The 18,326-nt window shown below is 71.6% G+C and carries 14 protein-coding genes and 1 pseudogene; 6 read left to right on the forward strand and 9 right to left on the reverse strand.

Translation table 11 applies throughout. The features are described from left to right. Positions 1-87: 87 nt before the first annotated feature. Positions 88-654, forward strand: a complete 567-nt coding sequence (locus tag JQN83_RS07130) for a hypothetical protein (protein ID WP_208566232.1) — start codon at positions 88-90, stop codon at positions 652-654. A gap of 69 nt (positions 655-723) precedes the next feature. Here JQN83_RS07130 and JQN83_RS07135 read toward each other — a convergent pair. From JQN83_RS07135 to JQN83_RS07145, 3 genes and pseudogenes are all read right to left on the reverse strand, one after another. Beyond that, positions 724-1,264 (reverse strand): annotated as a pseudogene (locus JQN83_RS07135) (flavin reductase family protein). A gap of 509 nt (positions 1,265-1,773) precedes the next feature. After that, entirely contained in the window at positions 1,774-4,854 is a 3,081-nt protein-coding gene (locus JQN83_RS07140) for a VWD domain-containing protein (protein WP_208566233.1), read from the reverse strand. Between the two features lie 127 nt (positions 4,855-4,981). After that, on the reverse strand, positions 4,982-5,812 hold the full coding sequence (locus JQN83_RS07145; RefSeq protein ID WP_208566234.1) for an alpha/beta fold hydrolase: 831 nt from the start codon (positions 5,810-5,812) through the stop codon (positions 4,982-4,984). An 80-nt stretch (positions 5,813-5,892) separates the two neighbouring features. On the opposite strand from JQN83_RS07145, the gene JQN83_RS07150 reads away from it, so the two are divergent. Beyond that, positions 5,893-6,924: a sigma-70 family RNA polymerase sigma factor gene (locus JQN83_RS07150; RefSeq protein WP_208566484.1), complete on the forward strand. Its 1,032-nt coding sequence runs from the start codon at positions 5,893-5,895 to the stop codon at positions 6,922-6,924. Positions 6,925-6,981: 57 nt separating this feature from the next. On the opposite strand, the gene JQN83_RS33690 is transcribed toward JQN83_RS07150, so the two are convergent. Further along, a complete protein-coding gene (locus tag JQN83_RS33690; protein ID WP_208566235.1) occupies positions 6,982-8,319 on the reverse strand; it encodes a glycoside hydrolase family 43 protein in 1,338 nt (445 codons plus the stop codon). A 79-nt stretch (positions 8,320-8,398) separates the two neighbouring features. Between JQN83_RS33690 and JQN83_RS07160 the strand changes: the two genes are divergently transcribed. Next, on the forward strand, positions 8,399-9,580 hold the full coding sequence (locus tag JQN83_RS07160; RefSeq protein ID WP_208566236.1) for an ROK family protein: 1,182 nt from the start codon (positions 8,399-8,401) through the stop codon (positions 9,578-9,580). Between the two features lie 258 nt (positions 9,581-9,838). Here the strand turns inward: JQN83_RS07160 and JQN83_RS07165 are convergent, their stop codons facing one another. Both JQN83_RS07165 and JQN83_RS07170 read right to left on the reverse strand, forming a co-directional pair. After that, positions 9,839-12,217 (reverse strand): ATP-binding cassette domain-containing protein, encoded by a 2,379-nt coding sequence (locus tag JQN83_RS07165; RefSeq protein WP_208566237.1) that lies wholly within the window; start codon positions 12,215-12,217, stop codon positions 9,839-9,841. Positions 12,218-12,406: 189 nt separating this feature from the next. Further along, on the reverse strand, positions 12,407-12,817 hold the full coding sequence (locus tag JQN83_RS07170; protein ID WP_208566238.1) for a RidA family protein: 411 nt from the start codon (positions 12,815-12,817) through the stop codon (positions 12,407-12,409). A gap of 71 nt (positions 12,818-12,888) precedes the next feature. On the opposite strand from JQN83_RS07170, the gene JQN83_RS07175 reads away from it, so the two are divergent. Further along, positions 12,889-13,263: a winged helix-turn-helix transcriptional regulator gene (locus JQN83_RS07175; RefSeq protein ID WP_208566239.1), complete on the forward strand. Its 375-nt coding sequence runs from the start codon at positions 12,889-12,891 to the stop codon at positions 13,261-13,263. Positions 13,264-13,461: 198 nt separating this feature from the next. On the opposite strand, the gene JQN83_RS07180 is transcribed toward JQN83_RS07175, so the two are convergent. Next, entirely contained in the window at positions 13,462-13,680 is a 219-nt protein-coding gene (locus JQN83_RS07180; RefSeq protein ID WP_208566240.1) for a flavin reductase, read from the reverse strand. Between the two features lie 505 nt (positions 13,681-14,185). Between JQN83_RS07180 and JQN83_RS07185 the strand changes: the two genes are divergently transcribed. Further along, complete coding sequence (locus tag JQN83_RS07185; protein ID WP_208566241.1) at positions 14,186-14,410, forward strand: winged helix-turn-helix domain-containing protein; 225 nt, start codon at positions 14,186-14,188, stop codon at positions 14,408-14,410. Between the two features lie 266 nt (positions 14,411-14,676). Next, the gene (locus tag JQN83_RS07190; RefSeq protein ID WP_208566242.1) at positions 14,677-15,255 is read left to right on the forward strand and encodes a hypothetical protein; all 579 of its coding nucleotides are present in this window, start codon (positions 14,677-14,679) and stop codon (positions 15,253-15,255) included. A gap of 360 nt (positions 15,256-15,615) precedes the next feature. On the opposite strand, the gene JQN83_RS07195 is transcribed toward JQN83_RS07190, so the two are convergent. Next, the gene (locus tag JQN83_RS07195) at positions 15,616-15,927 is read right to left on the reverse strand and encodes a hypothetical protein (RefSeq protein WP_208566243.1); all 312 of its coding nucleotides are present in this window, start codon (positions 15,925-15,927) and stop codon (positions 15,616-15,618) included. A gap of 1,133 nt (positions 15,928-17,060) precedes the next feature. Then, on the reverse strand, positions 17,061-17,474 hold the full coding sequence (locus JQN83_RS07200; RefSeq protein ID WP_208566244.1) for a hypothetical protein: 414 nt from the start codon (positions 17,472-17,474) through the stop codon (positions 17,061-17,063). Positions 17,475-18,326 lie beyond the last annotated feature (852 nt).

Genomic DNA, 18,326 nt, shown 5'->3' on the forward strand with positions numbered 1-18,326 from the left:
GGGTCCCCGCTGACCGCCGACCGGCGCGGCGGACCCGCCGTCGACCGGCGCGGCGGGCCTGTCGGGGGCGGCGGTTAGCATCCGCCGGTGACCCTCACCCCTGACGATCTGACCGGCTACGTCGAGCGGGACCTCGACGCCGATCTCGCCCGATGGTTCGCCGACCGCCCGCCCGTCACCGTTCCCGCCGGGACCCGCCCGGTGACGTCGCTGCTCGACCGCCTCCCGCCCCCGGCCGCCACGGCGTTGGCGGCGTTCGACCGCCGCGTGCGGTCCGGGCGGCTGCCCCAGTTCCTCGACATCTACGACTGGTCCTACGGCTTCGACTTCGCCGCCAACGACTGCCAACTCCTCGACGCCGACTACCGGCCGACGCTCACCGACGACGACGTCTACTCGATCGGCGCCGACGGTGGCGGCAACCTGCACGTGGTCCTCGCCACCGGGCAGGTCGGCCTCTGGTTCCACGAAGAGGAGGTCGTCGAGGGCGGCACCCGCTTCGACACCCTCGACGTCTTCCTCTGGTCGGTCGTGCGCTACCACGCGGTGCGGGCGGGCCGGCTGGAGCGGGCCGCCGTCGAGGCCGACTTCCGGTCGCTGGGCCAGGACGGCGCGCTGAGCCCGGAGGTCGGGCTGCTCAGCACGATGACCTGACCCGACACCCGACCCGGCACTCCCGCCGACCGGCGGCGACCCCCGGCAGGCCGCTCCGGGTGGCGGCCGTCAGGCGGCGGGGCGGCGGGGCACGCCGTCCGGCGCACCGGCCAGGCCGGCGTAGCGGCCCCGGTGGTAGAGCAGTGGCGTACCCACGTCGGCGTGCTGGATCAGCTCCGGCTCGGCGAGCACGATCGCGTGGTCGCCGACGGTCACCCGCTCGACCACCCGGCACAACAGCCAGGCCAGGGTGTCGTCGAGGATCGGCGCACCCTCCGGCCCAGCCTGCCACCGGGTCGGCGCGGCGAACCGGTCGATGCCGCTGGTGGCGAAGGTGCGGGCCAGTTCCTGCTGGTGGTGGCCGAGCAGGTGCACCGCCACGTGCCGGGTCCGGGCCACCGTGGGCCAGCTCGACGCGCCGAGGTCCAGGCAGAACGAGACGATCGGCGGGGCCAGCGACACCGAGGTGAACGAGGTGGCGGTGAAGCCGACCCGCCGGGGTGCCGGGCGCGGTGACCACCACGACGGTGCTGGCCTGATGGCGCAGCAGCGCACGCAGGGCGTCGGCGTCGGCGTCGACCGGCGGGGGACGATGGTCGGGCTCGGTCATCTGGGTGCCTCCTACGCGGGCATCGGCGGGGTCACGGCGGCCCGGCGGACGGCCGGTGCCCTCGGGCGTCTCCTCGACCCGCCGTCGCACGTCGGCCGGGTCGCGCACCGCTCGTCCGGGAGTTGCTCGGGAGCTGCTCGACTGACGGCTGCTCGACTGGGAGCTGCTCGACGGCGACCGGCAGCCGGTTCTCCCCCCGGCGGCGACGGACGGGGCGGCGGCACGCCGGTCAGGCCGCGTCGGGCATTCCGGGACAGCGTTGCGCGGCGACCCGCATCAGGTCGACGACCCGACGGGAGGTGAACGGCCGGAACAGCCGGACGGGAAGCATGGATCCGATTTTCCTATCAAAGCGATAGGATTTCAAGCCCCCCGACCGGAGCCGTCCAGCCCGGAGGGTCACCACCTGGCCGGAGCCGTCGGGCCCGAGTCACCACCAGGGCCGGAGCGGTCCGGCCCACGGGTCACCACCTGACCCCGCACCACTGCGCAGCCCGCCCCGCACCGGGTCACTGCCGCAGGGTGAGGGTGACGGTGCCGGTGGCCGCCCCGGACGGGTCCACCACGACGGTGTAGACACCGGTGGCCGGCAGGACGGTCGCGTCGATGCCACCGGCACCGTTGACCACGCAGCCGGTGCCCACCGGCACCCCGTCGGGGTCGCGCAGTTCCAGCGGCGAGCACTGGTCCGGCAGGGTGGCGTCGGTGGCCGTCACGGTCACCGACGTGCCGGCCGTGCCGGTGAACCGGTAGCCGAGCACCGCGCCGGGCCGGTCGACGGTGGCGACGACCGGCGGTCCGTCGAGCGCGATCGGGTCGAACCGGTCCCCGGCGACGAACAGCCGCAGCGCCACCGCGCCGACGGTGCGGTCCACCGGGTCCACCAGCACGGTGTACGTGCCGTCGGCGGGCAGCACCGTGCCGTCGATGTCGCCGGTGCCGTTGACGACACAGCCGCTGCTGAGCCGCTGTCCGTCGGGATCGTGCAGCTCCAACGGGGAACACTGGTCCGGCAGGGTGCTCTCCGGCACTTCGACGAAGACCCGCTGGCCGGCGACGCCGGTGAACCGGTACCGGGCCCGGCCGCCCGGCCCGGCGATCGTCACCGGGACCGCCGGCCCGTCCGGTCGCAGGGTGCCGGTGACGTCCCGGGCCGCGTAGACCCGCACGGCCGCCCGACCGGTGCCCCCGGCGGCGGCGTCGACCACCACCGTGTAGTTGCCGTCGCGGGTGAGTTCGGTGCGGTCGACGAGGCCGCGTCCGTCGATGTTGCAGCCGCTGGCCAGCTCCGTCCCGGTCGGGTCGAGCAGCCGGTACGGGGAGCAGCGGTCCGCCAGGCCGGGCGCGCTGACGTCGACGAACACGGCGTCGCCGGCCCGGCCGCGGAAGGTCAGCGGGTCGCCGCCCGGGGTCAGCGCGCCGGTGGCGATCGGTGTCGCGGCGATCGGCGCGTCGGCCGGCGGGGCGATCCGCTGGGTGCCGACGCCGCTGACCGCGAACTCGGGACGGCCGGTCACGGCCACGTCGAAGACGCACTCGGCGAGTTGCCAGGGGTCGGTGATCCCGGCCCACCGGCACACCTGCTCGGCGGCGGCCCGCCGGGCCGGGTCGAGGTCGTCGAGGGTCACCGCCCGCTCCGGGAAGCCCCGATCGGTGAACGACCCGGTGTCCTGGCCGTCGGGGTAGCTGAACAGGGAACTGTCCCGGGTGACCCGCCAACTGTCCGCGTACGACGGGTAGAGCTTCGCGAACGGCACGGGTTGGGGCAGGGCGGCACCGGACGGCGCGGCGACGTCGTCGGTCGGGTCGCCGTCGAAGTCGCCGAGCAGCCCCCGTACCTTCCCGGCCCGGCTCGCCGCCAGCTTCGTCAGCACCCGGTAGCCGTAGGGGCCGATCTGGTCGACGGCGGCGGCGGAGCCGTCGGGCCAACCCAGGTCGTAGCCGTCGGCGGCACCGGTGTCGGAGTCCCGGCGGGTGAGCGTGCCACCGCCGGGCAGGGCCGTCTCCCCTGGCGGCGGGACGCGGACGGCACCGTCGACGCGTACCTCGGTGTCGCCGTCGACCAGGGTGAGGGCGACCCGGTGGGCGCCGATCCGGACGGCGACGGCGGTGTTGACCGACACCGTCCGCGAGTCGCCCATCGGCGTCTGCCGGACCTGCACCGCCAGCGGGTCACCCGAGGTGGAGCCGACCAGCACGAATTCGCCGACGGCCTGGAAGTCGTAGTAGTGCCGGTCGAAGGTGACCAGGTGCGGGTCGCCGTTGGTGCCGCCGCAGTCGCCCTCGTCCTCGCAGAGCTTGACCGGGCCCTTCGGCGGTGGGGTCTTCTTCGCGGGCTTCCTGCACTCGTCGAGGCTCTTCGGCAGGGTCTTGCCGTCGTACTCGGTGCGCGCCGGCAGACCCTTGGCCGCCCGGTACCTGTTCTCCGCCAGGGTCGCCTTGACCTCGGCGGTCTTGATGCCGGTGCCACCGCAGTCGCCCTGTGGCACCGCGTCGCGGGAGATGTCGTCGGAGTGGTTCAGCTCGTGGTAGAGCGCCGCGCACGGGTCCCGGGCGATCCCGTCGCCGTACGGGTCGACCGAGGTCGGGTTCCAGGTCACCGTGGATGAGCCCTTGCCGTCCTTGCTGGTGGGAGTCTCGAAGGACCCCGATCCGCCGGGGGTGGGGATGATCCGCACCCGGGGGGTCTTGGTGTCCTTGAGCCGGGGCAGGATGCCCGCCGGGTCACCGCCGGCCGCCGCGAACCCCTGGAGGCAGCCGTCGACCGCCGCCTGGAAGTCGACGCCGCTGACCGGCACCCCGGCGCTCGGGTCGACCTGGTAGTCGGCCCGGGCCGGCCCACCGGTGCCCCCGACGACGGTCCCGACGCCGACGAGCAGCAGCGCCACGACGAGCGCCGGGCGACGGCGACCACGCCGCAGGAGCAGGACGGCCAGCCCGCCCACGACGACCAGCAGCAGCACCGCCCCGCCGAGCAGCCAGGGCCACCACCACCGGCCGGCCGGGTCGTCGCCGACGGTGAAGCTGGTGGTCCGCAGCACCGTCGCGCCCGTGCACGGGGTGTCGAGACCGGTCACCGGCAGCGCCGTCCAGTTCGCCGTCACCTCGTAGACCCCGGGTGCCCCGACCGGCCAGAGGGCGTCCAACCCGCCGCCGTCCGGGGTCGCCGCCACCGACCGCAGCACGACGGCACCGGCGTCGGTGCCGTCGTGCATCCGGGTGCCGGCCAGCGGCACGGTCACGCCCGCACCGGGTTCCACGGTCGTCGCGCCGGCGGTGGCGGCGGCACCGATGCCGTCGCCGTAGAAGCTGCGGCCCAGCGCCGGCACCAGTTCCTGACCGTCGCGGCGGACCGAGGTCACCTGCACGGTGCCGTCGGCCACGGTGGCCAGGCCGCAGGCCGCGCCGGTGGCGTTGGTGACCGTGAGCGTCAACCGGATCGCCTCGCCCGGGGCGTACCGCGGGGCGGTGGTCCGCAGGTCCAGCCCGAGACCCTCGCCGGCCGGCGCGGCGCAGGCCGCCCCCGGCCCCGCCGCCAACGCCGCCAGGAGGACGGCGAACCCGCCGGCGAGTCGCACGATCAGCTTCATGCGCGGCACTCTAGGACCGCGACGCCCACCGCCCGCGCGACTGTCGTGCATCGGTCGCCGCCGCCCCGGCCGGTCCTACGGCACGCGGGTCACCCCGGCCGTCCGTCGACCCACGGACGCCCCACCGTCACGAGGCGATCACCTCGCGCAGCCGGGCGGCGAAGCCCGCGGGGTCGTCGGTGAAGCCGATGTGCCCACCGGGGAACATCGTGGGTGGCACCCCCAGGGCGGCGGCCAACGCCCGGGAACTACGGTCGCACAGCTCCCCGGCCGACTCCTCGCCGAGGCCGACCAGCACCCGGGTGGGTCCGTCGCGCAGCGCGGCGACGTCCGGCTGGTAGCGGGTCGTGCCTTGCAGCGTGTGCAGGTACTGGTAGCGCTCGTCGGCGGCGTCCTGCGGGTCGGGGTCGCGGCCGAACATGCCCTGGATCATCTCCTCCGGCATGGTGATGTTGGCGTTGGCGAGGAACTTCCGCCAGGCGCCCAGCCGGTCCCCGCGCCGGTAGGTGGCGACCATGTCGTCCTCCCGGGCGAGGAGTTCCTCCCGGTCGTCGAGTAGGAGCAGCAGCGGCGGTTCGTGGGCGATCACGGTGTGCGCCGCCTGCGGGTGGGCGTGGGCGAGCGCCAGCACGGTGACCGCGCCGCCGCTGGAGCCGAGCACCGTCGCCGGACCGGCGTCGAGGTGGGCCAGCAGCCGGGCCAGGTCGTCGGCGCGTAGTTCGGGCGTGGAGTCCTGCTCCGGGTCGTGCAGCCGACTGCGGCGGATGCCGCGCGGGTCGGTGGTGAGCACGGTGTGGTCGGCGGCCAGCAGGTCGGCCAGCGGGGCGAACGCCCGGGCGTCCATCGGGGCGGCGACCAGCGCCACCAGGGGGCCCTGGCCGCGTACCTCGAAGTGCAGGGTCCCGTCGGGGACGGCCAGGGTGGCGGTGGTCACCGGGATGGTGGTGGGACTGCTCATGATCGGGTCCTCCGGGTCGTGACGTGCGGCTCTTACACGGTGCAGACTCCCGGCGTGGGGCAGAATCGTCGGTCGTGAGCATGATTCTCGCCGACATCACGGCCGACGACCATGAGGCGACGCTGACCCGGGCCCGGGGCGGGGACGACGCCGCGTTCACCACGCTCGTCGCGCCGCTGCGGCCGGAACTGCACGCGCACTGTTACCGGATGCTCGGTTCCCCGCACGACGCCGACGACGCGTTGCAGGAGGCGCTGCTGCGGGCCTGGCGGGCGCTGCCCCGGTTCGAGGGGCGCAGTTCGCTGCGGACCTGGCTCTACACCGTGGCCACCCGCACCTGCCTGGACCTGTCCACCGGGCGGGGCCGACGGGCGTTGCCGGTCGACCTGGGGCCGGCCAGCGAACACGCCGTGCCGGGCAGCGTCGCCGCCGACCACGTCCGGTGGCTCGGCCCGTATCCCGACGCCGCCCTGGTCGCCGGCCCGGCCGCCCCCGACGCCCGCTACGAGCAGCGGGAGGCCGTCGAGTTGGCGTTCGTCGCCGCGCTGCAACACCTGCCCGGCAACCAGCGCGCCGCGTTGCTGCTGTTCGACGTGCTCGGCTTCACCGCCGCCGAGATCGCCGCCATGATGGGCACCTCCGCCGGTTCGGTCAACTCGGCGTTGGCGCGGGCCCGCCGGGTCGTCGCCGAGCGGGTGCCGGCCCGCAGCCAGCAGCGGACCCTCCGCACGCTCGGCGACGCCCGGCTGCGGGAGGTCGCCGCCGGCTACGCCACCGCCCTGGAGAACGGCGACGCCGACGCCCTGGTCGCCCTGCTCACCGAGGACGTCACCTGGTCGATGCCACCGCTGCCGCACTGGTACGCTGGCCGCGACGCGGTGCTGGACTTCGCCCGGACCATGCCGTTGGGCAGTTGTGGCAGCTGGCGACACGTGTCGGTGGCGGCCAACGGGCAACCGGCGGTGGCCAACTATCTGCGCCCGGGCGACACCGGCCCCTACCTGCCGTGGTCGATCACGGTGCTGACGGTGCGCGACGGCCGGATCGCCCAGCTCGTCTCGTTCCTCGACGACACCCTGTTCCCGGCGTTCGGCCTACCGGCCACCCGCTGACGGCCGGGGCCGGCCGGTGGACGTGGCTGCGCCCACCGGCCGGCCCGGCGCCAGGGCTCAGGCCAGCGGCGTGGTGAGGGTGTACGAGGCGTCCCCGGCGAAGGTGCTGCCGGCGGCGTACGGGTCGACCCGCAGCACGTAGTCGTAGTGGCGCAGGTAGCGGCCGGGGTGGTTCCACGACTCGAACGAGTAGCTGCCGCCCCCGGCCAGCCCGGTGCGGCTGCAGAAGGTGGCGTCCCCGGCGAAGACGGCGCTGCCGTCGTTACCGGCGAGCCGCATCGTGAAGTCCCAGTGCCGCAGGTAGGAGCCGTTGACCGCGCGGAACGAGTAGCAGGACGCGTTGGCCAGCCCGGGGACGATCTGGAAGGTGGCGTCCTGCCGGTCGGCGAGCGGGCTGCCGCTGCCCAGCACGTCGATGCGGGCGACGTTGTCGCGGTGGCGGACGTAGCGGTCGGGGAAGTTCGCCGAGCGCAGCGAGCGGTTGCTGGTGGGCGGGGCGGAGTTGTCCCCGACGCTCTCCCGCAGCACGGTGAAGTGGCGCACCGTGCCGGACAGCCCGGCCAGTTCGGTCTTGCCGGTGAAGCCGTACAGGTCGCTGCTGTCGGCGGAGTAGTAGCGGCCGGCGCCGTACTGGTCGAAGTAGATGCGCCACCGGTTGTCGGGCAGCCGGACCAGGGCGGGGCCTTCCAGGCCGGAGCCCCAACCGGCCCAGTTGCCGGTGCCGACCCAGCTCCACGGGCCGGTCAGCGCGGGGGCGGTCGCGTGCTCGATGTACTTGGTGGTCTCGTTCTTCATGAAGTTGTGGTAGATGTTGCCGACCTTGACGATGAAGCTGTCGATGTGGTTGGTGCCGATGCCGGCGAGTGCCGCCGGGGCGCTCCACGCCGACAGCGCCGCGTTCGTCGCGGTGATCCGGTACGGCTGGAACTGCCCGGCCGTGCCGGTCTGCGACACGGACACGACGATGTGCACGCTGCCGTCGCTGTCGACGAACCACTCCGGGGCCCAGGTGCTGCCGTTGGCCGGCGCGACGGAGATGGTGACGTTGCGCTGGAACGTCCAGGTCAGGTAGTCGCTACTGCGGGCGATGCCGATGGTGTTGCCCGTCCAGCCGGTGGTGTAGACGAGGTAGTAGTAGCCGTCGGTGTGCCGGATGACGCTGGGGTCGCGGACCAGCCCGGACGGCGGGGTGTAGGCGTTGGCCCGCTGGAGGGTGAACCGGGTGGCGTCGGCCGAGTCGTAGACGTACATGTTGGATTCGCTGCTGTTGGTGAACGCGGTCATCAGGTAGTGCGGGACCGGCCCGGCGGCGTTGGCCCGCGCGGGTGCGGCGACCAGCAGGCCACCGAGCATGCAGAGCACCGCCGCCAGAGCGGCGTACCGGAGACGTCCCATCGACGCACCTCTTCCCTATGAATCGACAGCTGTCATCCTGCACTATTGCCAAGGGTTTTCGTAAGTGTTGCGATAAGCCATGGCCCGGACCTCCCGCGACATCCGCTCCGCCAACCGTCTCACCGTCGTGCAGCAGGTCGTCGCCGCCGGCACCACCAGCCGGCAACGCCTTGCCGCCGACACCGGCCTCAGCCTCGGCACCGTCGCCACCCTGGTCGGCGAACTCACCACCCTCGGGCTGCTCACCGAAGCCGGCCGGGAGGACTCCGGTGGCGGCCGGCCCCGTGGCCTGGTCACCGCCGACCCGCACGGCGGACTGCTCGTCGGTGTCGACGTCGCCGAGACGTACGTGCACGTCGACCTCTTCGACACCACGCTGACCCGGCTGGCCGGGGCCGAGGAGCCGCTGCACCCGCTGGAACGCCGCCCCCACCAGGTGGTCCGGCACATCGTCAGCGGTGTCGACGCCGTCCTGGCCGGCACCGACGCCCGGGTGCTCGGCGTCGGCGTCAGCGTCCCCGGGCAGGTCGACCGGGAGGGCGGCGTGTCGGTGTTCGCACCGAACTGGGACTGGCACGACGTACCGCTGCGGGACCTGCTCGCCGACGGCCTGGCACTGCCGCTGCACCTGGACAACCCGCTGCGCGCGGCGGTGCTCGCCGAGCTGTGGGCCGGGGCCGCCCGGGGCCGCGACGACGTCGCCGTGATCAACCTGGGCACCGGCGTCGGCGCGGGCCTCGCCTTCGGCGGCACCCTCTACCGGGGTGGCAGCAACAGCGCCGGCGAGTGGGGGCACACCACCCTGGTCCTCGACGGGAGGCTGTGCCGGTGTGGCAGCCGGGGCTGCGTGGAGGCGTACGTCGGTGCGCCCGGCATCATGCAGACCCTGCGCGACCTGGCCCCGACCAGCCCACTGCTGCACCCCGAGGACCAGACCGCCACCCTCGACGCCCTCGCCGCCGCACTGGCCGCCGACGATCCCACCGCCGCCAAGGTGGTCGCCGAGACCGCCCGCTACCTCGGCGTCGCCGTCGCCGACCTGGTCAACCTGATCAATCCGGAGGTCGTCGTGCTCAGCAGCTGGGTCGCCGACCGGCTCGGCGACCGGCTGCGCGACGAGGTCCGCACCGTCGTCGCCCAGCACGCGCTGCGTCGCCCGCTCGCCGCCACCGAGATCGTCCGCTCCCCCGTCGCCGGCAACCCGGTCAGCCTCGGCGCGGCGACCCTCGCCCTGGAGGGCTTCCTCACCAGGGGACGGTAGCCCGCCGCACCGGCGTCGCGGCGTCGACCAGGTCCGTCGATGCTTCTGACGCCCCCGGTGCCGGAGGCGGCTGCTCCCCGCCGCCCCCGGCACCGTCGGGTCCGCGCCCCGCCCGCCCCGCCGGACCGTCCCCGCGACCCGGCCCGGCAGGCCCCGGTCACGCGCGGCCCGGCGGGCGCAGGGCGAGCCGGCCGGGGGTGGTCCCGGCGGGGGCAGGGCGAGCCGGCCGGGGGTGGTCCCGGCGGGGGCAGGGCGGCGTCAGCGGGCGACGTAGGCCGCGAGGTGTTCGCCGGTCAGGGTGGAGCGGGCGGCGACCAGGTCGGCGGGGGTGCCCTCGAAGACGACCCGCCCGCCGTCGTGGCCCGCGCCGGGACCGAGGTCGATGATCCAGTCGGCGTGCGCCATCACCGCCTGGTGGTGCTCCACGACGATGACCGAGGTGCCGCCGTCGACCAGCCGGTCGAGCAGGCCGAGCAGCTGCGCCACGTCGGCGAGGTGCAGCCCGGAGGTCGGCTCGTCCAGGACGTACACCCCGCCGGCCTCGGCCATCCGGGTGGCCAGCTTGAGCCGCTGCCGCTCGCCGCCGGACAGGGTGGTGAGCGGTTGACCCAGGCGCAGGTAGCCGAGCCCCACGTCGACGAGCCGGCCGAGGATGGCGCTCGCCGCCGGGATACGTGCCTCGCCCGCACCGAAGAACTCCGCCGCCTCGGTCACCGACATCGCGAGCACCTCGCTGATGTCCCGACCGCCGAGGCGGTACTCCAGCACGGCGGCCTGGAAGCGGCGACCCTCGCACTCCTCGCAGACCGTGGCGACCCCGGCCATCATCGCCAGGTCGGTGTAGATGACCCCGGCGCCGTTGCAGCCGGGACAGGCTCCTTCGGAGTTGGCGCTGAACAGCGCCGGTTTCACCCCGTTGGCCTTCGCGAACGCCTTGCGGACCGGGTCGAGCAGACCGGTGTACGTCGCCGGGTTGCTGCGCCGCGACCCCCGGATCGCCGCCTGATCGACCACGACCACCCCGTCACGCCCCGCCACCGAGCCGTGGATCAGGGAACTCTTGCCCGACCCGGCCACCCCGGTGACCACCACCAGCACGCCCAGTGGGATGTCGACGTCGACGTCGCGCAGGTTGTGGGTGTCCGCGCCGCGTACCGGGAGCACGCCCGACGGGGTGCGCACCGCCGGCTTCACGGCGGCCCGGTCGTCGAGGTGCCGCCCGGTCAGGGTGCCGCTGTCGCGCAGCCCGGCGACGGTGCCGGCGAAGACCACCTCGCCACCGGCCGAGCCGGCACCCGGGCCGAGGTCGACCACGTGGTCGGCGATCGCGATGGTCTCCGGCTTGTGCTCCACGACCAGCACCGTGTTGCCCTTGTCCCGCAACCGCAGCAGCAGACCGTTCATCCGCTGGATGTCGTGCGGGTGAAGCCCGACGGTGGGCTCGTCGAAGACGTAGGTGACGTCGGTCAGCGAGGACCCCAGGTGGCGGATCATCTTGGTCCGCTGCGCCTCCCCACCGGACAGGGTGCCCGCCGGGCGGTCCAGCGACAGGTAGCCCAGGCCGATCTCCGCGAACGAGTCGAGGAGCCGTTGCAGCCCGGTCAGCAGCGGGGCCACCGAGGGTTCGGCGAGGCCGCGCAGCCAGTCGGCGAGGTCGCTGAGCTGCATGGCGCAGACGTCGGCGATGTTCTTCCCGCCGATCTTCGACGACCGGGCCTCCGGGCCGAGGCGGGTGCCGGCGCAGTCGGGGCAGGTCGTGAAGGTCACCGCCCGCTGCACGAACGCCCGGATGTGCGGTTGCAGGGTGTCGACGTCCTTGGCCAGGTACGACTTCTGGATCTGCGGGATCAGCCCGGCGTACGTCAGGTTGATGCCGTCGACCTTGATCCTGGTGGGCTCCCGGTACAGCAGGTCGTGCAGCTCGGTCTTCGTGTACCGGCGGATCGGCTTGTCCGGGTCGAAGTAGCCGCAGCCCCGGAAGATCCGGCCGTACCAGCCGTCCATGCTGTAACCGGGGATGGTCAGCGCGCCCTCGTTGAGTGACCTGTCGTCGTCGTAGAGCGCCGACAGGTCGATGTCGGTGACCGCGCCCATCCCCTCGCAGCGCGGGCACATCCCGCCGAGCCGGTGGAAGGTCGCCTTCTCGGTCTTCGTCCGGCCGGCGCCCCGCTCGACCGTGATCGCGCCGCTGGCCCGCACCGAGGGGACGTTGAACGAGTACGCGTTGGGCGGGCCGATGTGCGGCTGCCCCAGGCGGCTGAACAGGATGCGCAGCATGGCGGTGGCGTCGGTGGCGGTGCCGACGGTGGAGCGGGCGTTCGCCCCCATCCGCTCCTGGTCCACGATGATCGCCGTGGTCAGCCCGTCGAGCACGTCCACCTCGGGCCGGGCCAACGTCGGCATGAACCCCTGCACGAAGGCGCTGTAGGTCTCGTTGATCAACCGCTGGGACTCGGCGGCGATCGTGCCGAACGCCAGCGAACTCTTGCCCGACCCCGAGACCCCGGTGAACACGGTCAGCCGGCGCTTCGGGATCTCGACGTCGACGTCACGCAGGTTGTTCACCCGCGCGCCCTGCACCCGGATCAGATCGTGGCCGTCGGCAGCGTACGACCCCGGCGAGCGGCCCTGCGTCATCGCGTCTCCCCCTCCGTCGGGCGGGTCCGGCCCGCACCCCCTGCCCGCCTGATCCTCCCCTGCCCCGCCCCACCGCCCCGGGCCGGCCCACATGACCAACTCGATGTCGGCGATCCGGCGGGATCGCAGCGGCTGGATACCGCCGGATCGCCGACATGGTGAACGACCCGTCTGCCCGGGCCGGGACGGTCAGTCCAGGATCGCCGTCGCCTCGACCTCGACGAGAACGTCGGGCTCGAAGAGGTAGTCGACGCCGATGAGCGACGACGGGGGCAACGGCTGCGGCAGGCCGAGTTCTCCCGCGACGTCCTCCACCCCGGCCATGAAGTCGCCGATCCGCTCCGGCGACCAGTTCGTCACGTAGAACGTCAGGCGCACGACGTCGGCGAAGCCCGCGCCGGCACCGCCCAGCCCGTACCCCGTGTTGCGTAGCGCCTGGGCGACCTGACCCCGCAGGTCGCCGACGGCGACCGGCCGGCCGGCCTCGTCGCGGCTGATCTGACCGGCCACGTGGACGTGGCGCGACCCCGACGCGACCGCGACGTGGTGGTAGGGAACGGGCTGCATCATGCCCGGTGCGGAGAAAAGCTGGACACCCATCTGAGTTCCTCCCTCGTTGGTATCTCATGGATACCTGGTGCTCCGAGGAAACTTCAACGAGACTAGGTGTCATGCCGGAAACCGCACCCCTGCCGGAGGAAACCCTCCGGATCGCCCCACCCCACCGCGAACTACTGGACCAGGTCCTCGACAAGTGGTCGTTGGAGGTGCTCAACCAGCTCTGCGAACGGCCCTCCCGGTTCAACGAGCTGCGCCACGCCATCCCCACCGTGTCCCAGAAGTCACTGAGCGCCACCCTGCGCCGGCTCGAACGCAACGGCATCGTCGCCCGGCACGTCCTGTCGTCGCGGCCGGTCGCCGTCGAGTACCGCATCACCCCGCTGGGCAAGACCCTCCGGCACCCGGTCGACGTGCTCCTCGACTGGGCCGGACAGCACCTGCCCGCCATCGAGGCCGCCCGCCGGTCGTACGACGAGACCAGCTGACGGCGCGGGACCGCGCCGCCTCCCCGGGGTGACGCTCAGACGAGGCGCCGGAGGCGTACCTTCGGGTACTCGTTCCTGAGATGGCCGTGCTTGTGCTGGCGCACCTCCTCGTCCCACACCTCCTGGCCGTAGTCCGGGTCCGGCGGGGACCCACCGGTGCGAACCGTCGCTGTAGTGGTACTCCGCGTCGCAGGATGCTCATCGGGTCCAGCCGAGGAAGCGGTGGTGCAGCTGGCCGGCGGGAAGCACGGCAAGGTCCCGGCCGGCGGCGACGAGCTGGGCAGCCAGGTACAGCGCGAGGGCCACCCGGGCGTCCCGGTACTCGGCCAGCAGCTGCCGGCGAGCCGGCCCACAGGGCCAGTCGGTGCCGCAGCCGCCACAGGTCCAGGTCGGCGGGACCGGTTGATGGCTCGTCACCGGGGATCGTCCTGATCGGGCCAGTGACCACGGTTGATCGGGATGCGGTGCCGGCTGGAGCAGGGCAGGTCAGCGCCGCAGCGGCAGACCCACCGCCAGCGCCGCCAGGACCAGGCCGGCCGGTGCCGGCGGGCGAGCGTCAACGCCACCGCGGCGACATACCCGTCGTACGAGACGCGCCGCTGGTCGCCGCCCGGCCCCACACCCCGAGCCGCCGGGCGGCGATGGCCGGGACTCCGGTTGCCCGGCCCCATCGGCATGCCATTCACCCCCTCGTTCGATTGACTCACCACACCTCCCAGGGACGCTTCCAGGGGCCGTGGGCACCCGACCGGTCCGTTCGAGGTCGGGTACCCACGGCGGGAGACCCGGCCGCCAAGCTGGGCGATCCCTTCAGCAACTTAGGACGCAATGTGCGCAGGGTCAACAGCTGACAACACATTGCGTTGCAAGTCCGGCGGCTACGTGGTCTCCTTGCACCAGCCGCCAAGCTGGGAGCACCACCATGTCTGAAGCCGCGTACCTACAGGTCGCCCGGGATATCCGCGAGCAGGTCAGCTCCGGTCACCTGAAGCCGGGCGACAAGCTGCCGTCCTTCGCAGCCCTGTGCGAGCGATACGAGGTGAGCAACACCGTCATCCGCGCCGCGATGCTCATCCTCAAAGCCGAAGGGTTGATCGACGGCAGGCAGGGCAAGGGTGTCTACGTCGCAACGCCGCTCCCCCGCTAGCCTCGGCCATTCAGCGGGGGACGGCTTCGGCGCAACATACCGACGGTCGATCCGGGAATGCAGCGTCATACCGTCGAGCACGCACGAAGCGTCAGGGGATAGGGTCACCCGTCCCCGCACGAGTCGATTTGGAAGGTTCCTTTGCGGTGCATTCAGGGCCCACTGGAAAGACGCCAGGCTGACGCCGCAGCCACCTGCGATTCTGGTCGACCACCGCCCGCCACCCCGCCAGGTGCTTGGCGTTGATCGCCATATAGCATCGGCTCGTGGCTCCAACCAGCATGAACTCGACTGGCGAGCGGCTACCTCGACGCCTCTCACCGGGAGTCAATATCGCAAGCGCGCTGTTGACCCTCCAGGCATTCCTGCTAATATTCGCGGCGATTTCCGTAATATACACCCAAGGGAACATCAACGCTGCCGTAAACGACGCAGCGAACCGCTCCGGCACACCGATAGACAGCAGTTCGATCGCGCTCAAGGCGTCCTACTTCCATTTCGAAGCCCGGATTACCCTGTGGTATGCGTTCTTCTTCGCACCGACATTGGCCGGCGTTGCCTTGTGGGTCAGGACGGGTCACGAGGCCGCAAGGGTGGTCACCTTAATAACGAGCCTGCTCAGCGTTGTCTGCTGCTACGGTTCCGGATGGCGACTATGGCTATCCGACGAACCGACAGAGTTTGATGACGCACTTCCCGCAGCATTCGCCAAGATTTATCCGACATGGGTTGAGGTTGGCAAAATCGGGCTGGTTGCATCCTTTGTACCTGCCATTATCGCGGCAGCCATCCTCGCCTTCAGCGAGCGTGCCACTGTCCGCACCTCCCCAGGATCGAACCCGTGACCTCTACGCATCGGGCACGCTGTGGGAACGCAAGGCTGAGCGCCTACGCTGATGCTCATGGAGGGCATCGGGGCTGGGATCATGTTGCTGTGTGGCGCGCTGAGTTGCCTATTCGTCTGCCTCATGCTCTGCGCCGCCGCTGCTGCATGGGCCGCTCGGCCTGAACGTAGGCGCTGAACCTACAACGCGACCGCTATGCCCCGAAGGACCTTACCGACCGGCCGGGCCAGCCTCGATGCGAACGGTGACCTGCAGAAATGGTTTTCCAGCGTCCATGGTCGTCCGGCGATGCGCGTACCGACCGTCACTCGGTTGGCCACTCAGGCCCGGACGCTCCGGGCCATCTCGGCGGGAGCGCCGTCACCGTTCTGCGGTCCATCCGAACGCCGCAAGGCGGTCAATCAATCGGTCGACATCACGGGTCCAAAAGATCCACAACTCATCACAATCACTAACCTCGAACTCCAACCCGGCGCTTCGCCATCGTCGGATCGCAACCAGATTGTCGGCGGTGATCATCAGAGTTCCGGCCCAGATCTCCCTCAACGTGATGGAGTTCGGGTCCGCTCGAAGCCTCGCCATCGGCCAGCCAGATTCGGCGCGAAAACCGCCTCCAACTCCAGGAACCACCCGGATACCGCCACGTAACGAGAACCCCTCCACGCCCGCCAACTTCGATCCTCCGCGTCAAGGGGCCTCAGTAGCTGAGGGCCGTCAGGCGACACTCGGCCCACTGATCATGCCAGCACCGCCCGGGTCCTCGTCGACGTGGCCGGTGTCGGAGTAGACGCTCACCATCCCGGTCACCTCGGCACCGATACCGGTCTCCTCCCGGACTGCTACGAACGAGCCGGGACAGCACCCGTCCGGTGATCATCATTCCTTCGCAGCACGGCCCCACCCCGAAGGCCCAGCAGGGAGGGTGCCGTGCTGTCCGCGCAGTTCAGTGCCGTCGAGGGGACGGCGTCACTTGGCGTTGAACTGGCCCCTGGCGTCAGGCGAACCGGGCAAAGAGTGCCCATTCTCTGCCTGAGCTGCGCAAACACTTGGCATCGATCGCCACCGTTGGGTATCAATGGTCGACGTTCCACGGCCTGGCGACGGCCTGACTCCTTGACCCCCAGGCAACGATCAAGCTGGGCCGACCTGCCCCTACTCCCGTCGCACCCTGGACTCTCGGTCCGTCATCGTCCACCGGTGTGCGCGCCGGTCCGCCCCGATCGTCACTCAGTTAGTCACCCATGCGAGGTTGAAATGGCTCGTCGTCCTTTCGGGGTCAAGTCCTTGCCGTCGTGCCTCGGCATCGTGATCCTCCACGAGAACATGTCGACGGAGTGCGGCCGGGCCGACTGCCCCGGAACGGGTTCGATCCACGCGGCAGCCAACGTGCGCGCTTGCGGCATCACCGGCTGCGAGCGGTGCCCGTCGGGTCCGGGGTGGAGCGAGTAGACGCCTTCGGTGTGAAAGAACGATCATGGACGCTGGATCAGCTCCGATACACGGCGCTACGTGGCGAGATAGTCCACCATCGTTCATCAACATCCGTCGTCGTACACCCCGGTTGTCACCCAGTTCGTCACCCACCAGCCCCGTCGACCGCTCGCTTGTAAGCTCTGCGCGCTTCGTCCGGCGGTGTCCGTCTACGTCCCTGACTTCGGGCGCTGATCCGTCGCCCACCGTCTTCGGCTCTCCTACTTCGGCCCTGTTGCTGTCGCATCTACCCGCTCCGGCTCCGTCATACGCTGGCACGAGCGTCCGATGCCGTCCGTCCATATCCCGCTCTACGCACCCCGATCGTTACCCAGTCAAGAGGCGGCTACATCAGCATGAATCCTCGCTTCCAGTTCTGTTAACGCTGCCAATCTTTGCTGATGAACCCGCACCGCCGGGTCACTCGCCTGGTTTATGCCGGTTCGCTTCGCTGCTTCGGCCTCGATGTCCAAGACCTGCACCCGCCGCCAAGCTTCTTTCACCGCGCTTGAGGCAAGAAGGTACACCTTCGTGGACATGTCTTTGGGGGTCTCATACGGCTCTGGCTTCATGTACATAAGGCCCTCCCGACGGCGCTGGCAGTCGTACATCAAATCGACGTACAGGTTGATGCGGGCTTCGTGCAGGATACTGGCCCGCTGCTGCTGGCCCTGCCAGCGAGCGCCGAGGTAGCCGCCGCCAATCGCCAGCACAGCACCGAGCAGGATCGGCCACAGTTGAGACATCACCCGGCCATGATCTCAAGAGCCCGCCACGCCCTGCGCGCATCGGGCACGCGTCGGGCACGGGCTTGATGGAGCTGATACCTAAACTCTTAGGTACCGGCAAGCTCTAGCCGGTCGGCGACTTACGCTGGACTGCTACCCCTCCGCTCGTTGCCGGAGAAAGGTTTCCGGGCGACATCAAGAATCTTGCAGCCAGCCGACTGCCGTTTGCCATCGACTCGCCCTCTGGGGAGCGGGCCGCCGCCCGGCCCGCCATGTCAGGCGCGGCTTGACGCCGTACGGACGCGCCGGGTCGTCCAGGGGTCGGTGTCGGCTTTCGTGTCACGGACCGCGCGCCCGGCGAACGCCGCCACCGTGGCGCAGTTGACCTGACCTCGCCCGGCGCGGACCGGGCTCCCGTGGTCGGAGCTGGCCACCGGCGGCCACCCCACCCCCTCGCCGGTGAGCAGTTGATCTGACCCCGACCGGCTACGGAGCCGGCTCCTGGACAACCGGCGTGCCCCGCGCGGCCGCCGCCCCCATGCTTGGAACGTGCCGCGCGGACCCCGATGCGCCCCACCTACGCCGCGTCGCTCGGACGCGGCGCGGCCGGCTGCCGGCCCCGAAACAGCACACCCACCGTCCTATCTGTCGGCGGCGGCCCGTCCGGTGTCCCGCGTCCGCGCCAGCCGACGGGCGTTCGGCGTGGCCGGCGTGGAGCGCCAGCGGAGCGACGGGCGCGCGCCCAGTCGGCGGCGCGTGCGGCCCGTTCAGGGCCGCCTTGAAGACGTACAGAAAGTTTGAACCACATCGCCGGCAGCCGGCCGCCCCGGCCGTCGGTGACTGGACACGGGATGGTGCAGGGACCGCGTCGCT

The sequence above is a fragment of the Micromonospora antibiotica genome (assembly GCF_017599305.1).
Classification (GTDB): domain Bacteria; phylum Actinomycetota; class Actinomycetes; order Mycobacteriales; family Micromonosporaceae; genus Micromonospora; species Micromonospora antibiotica.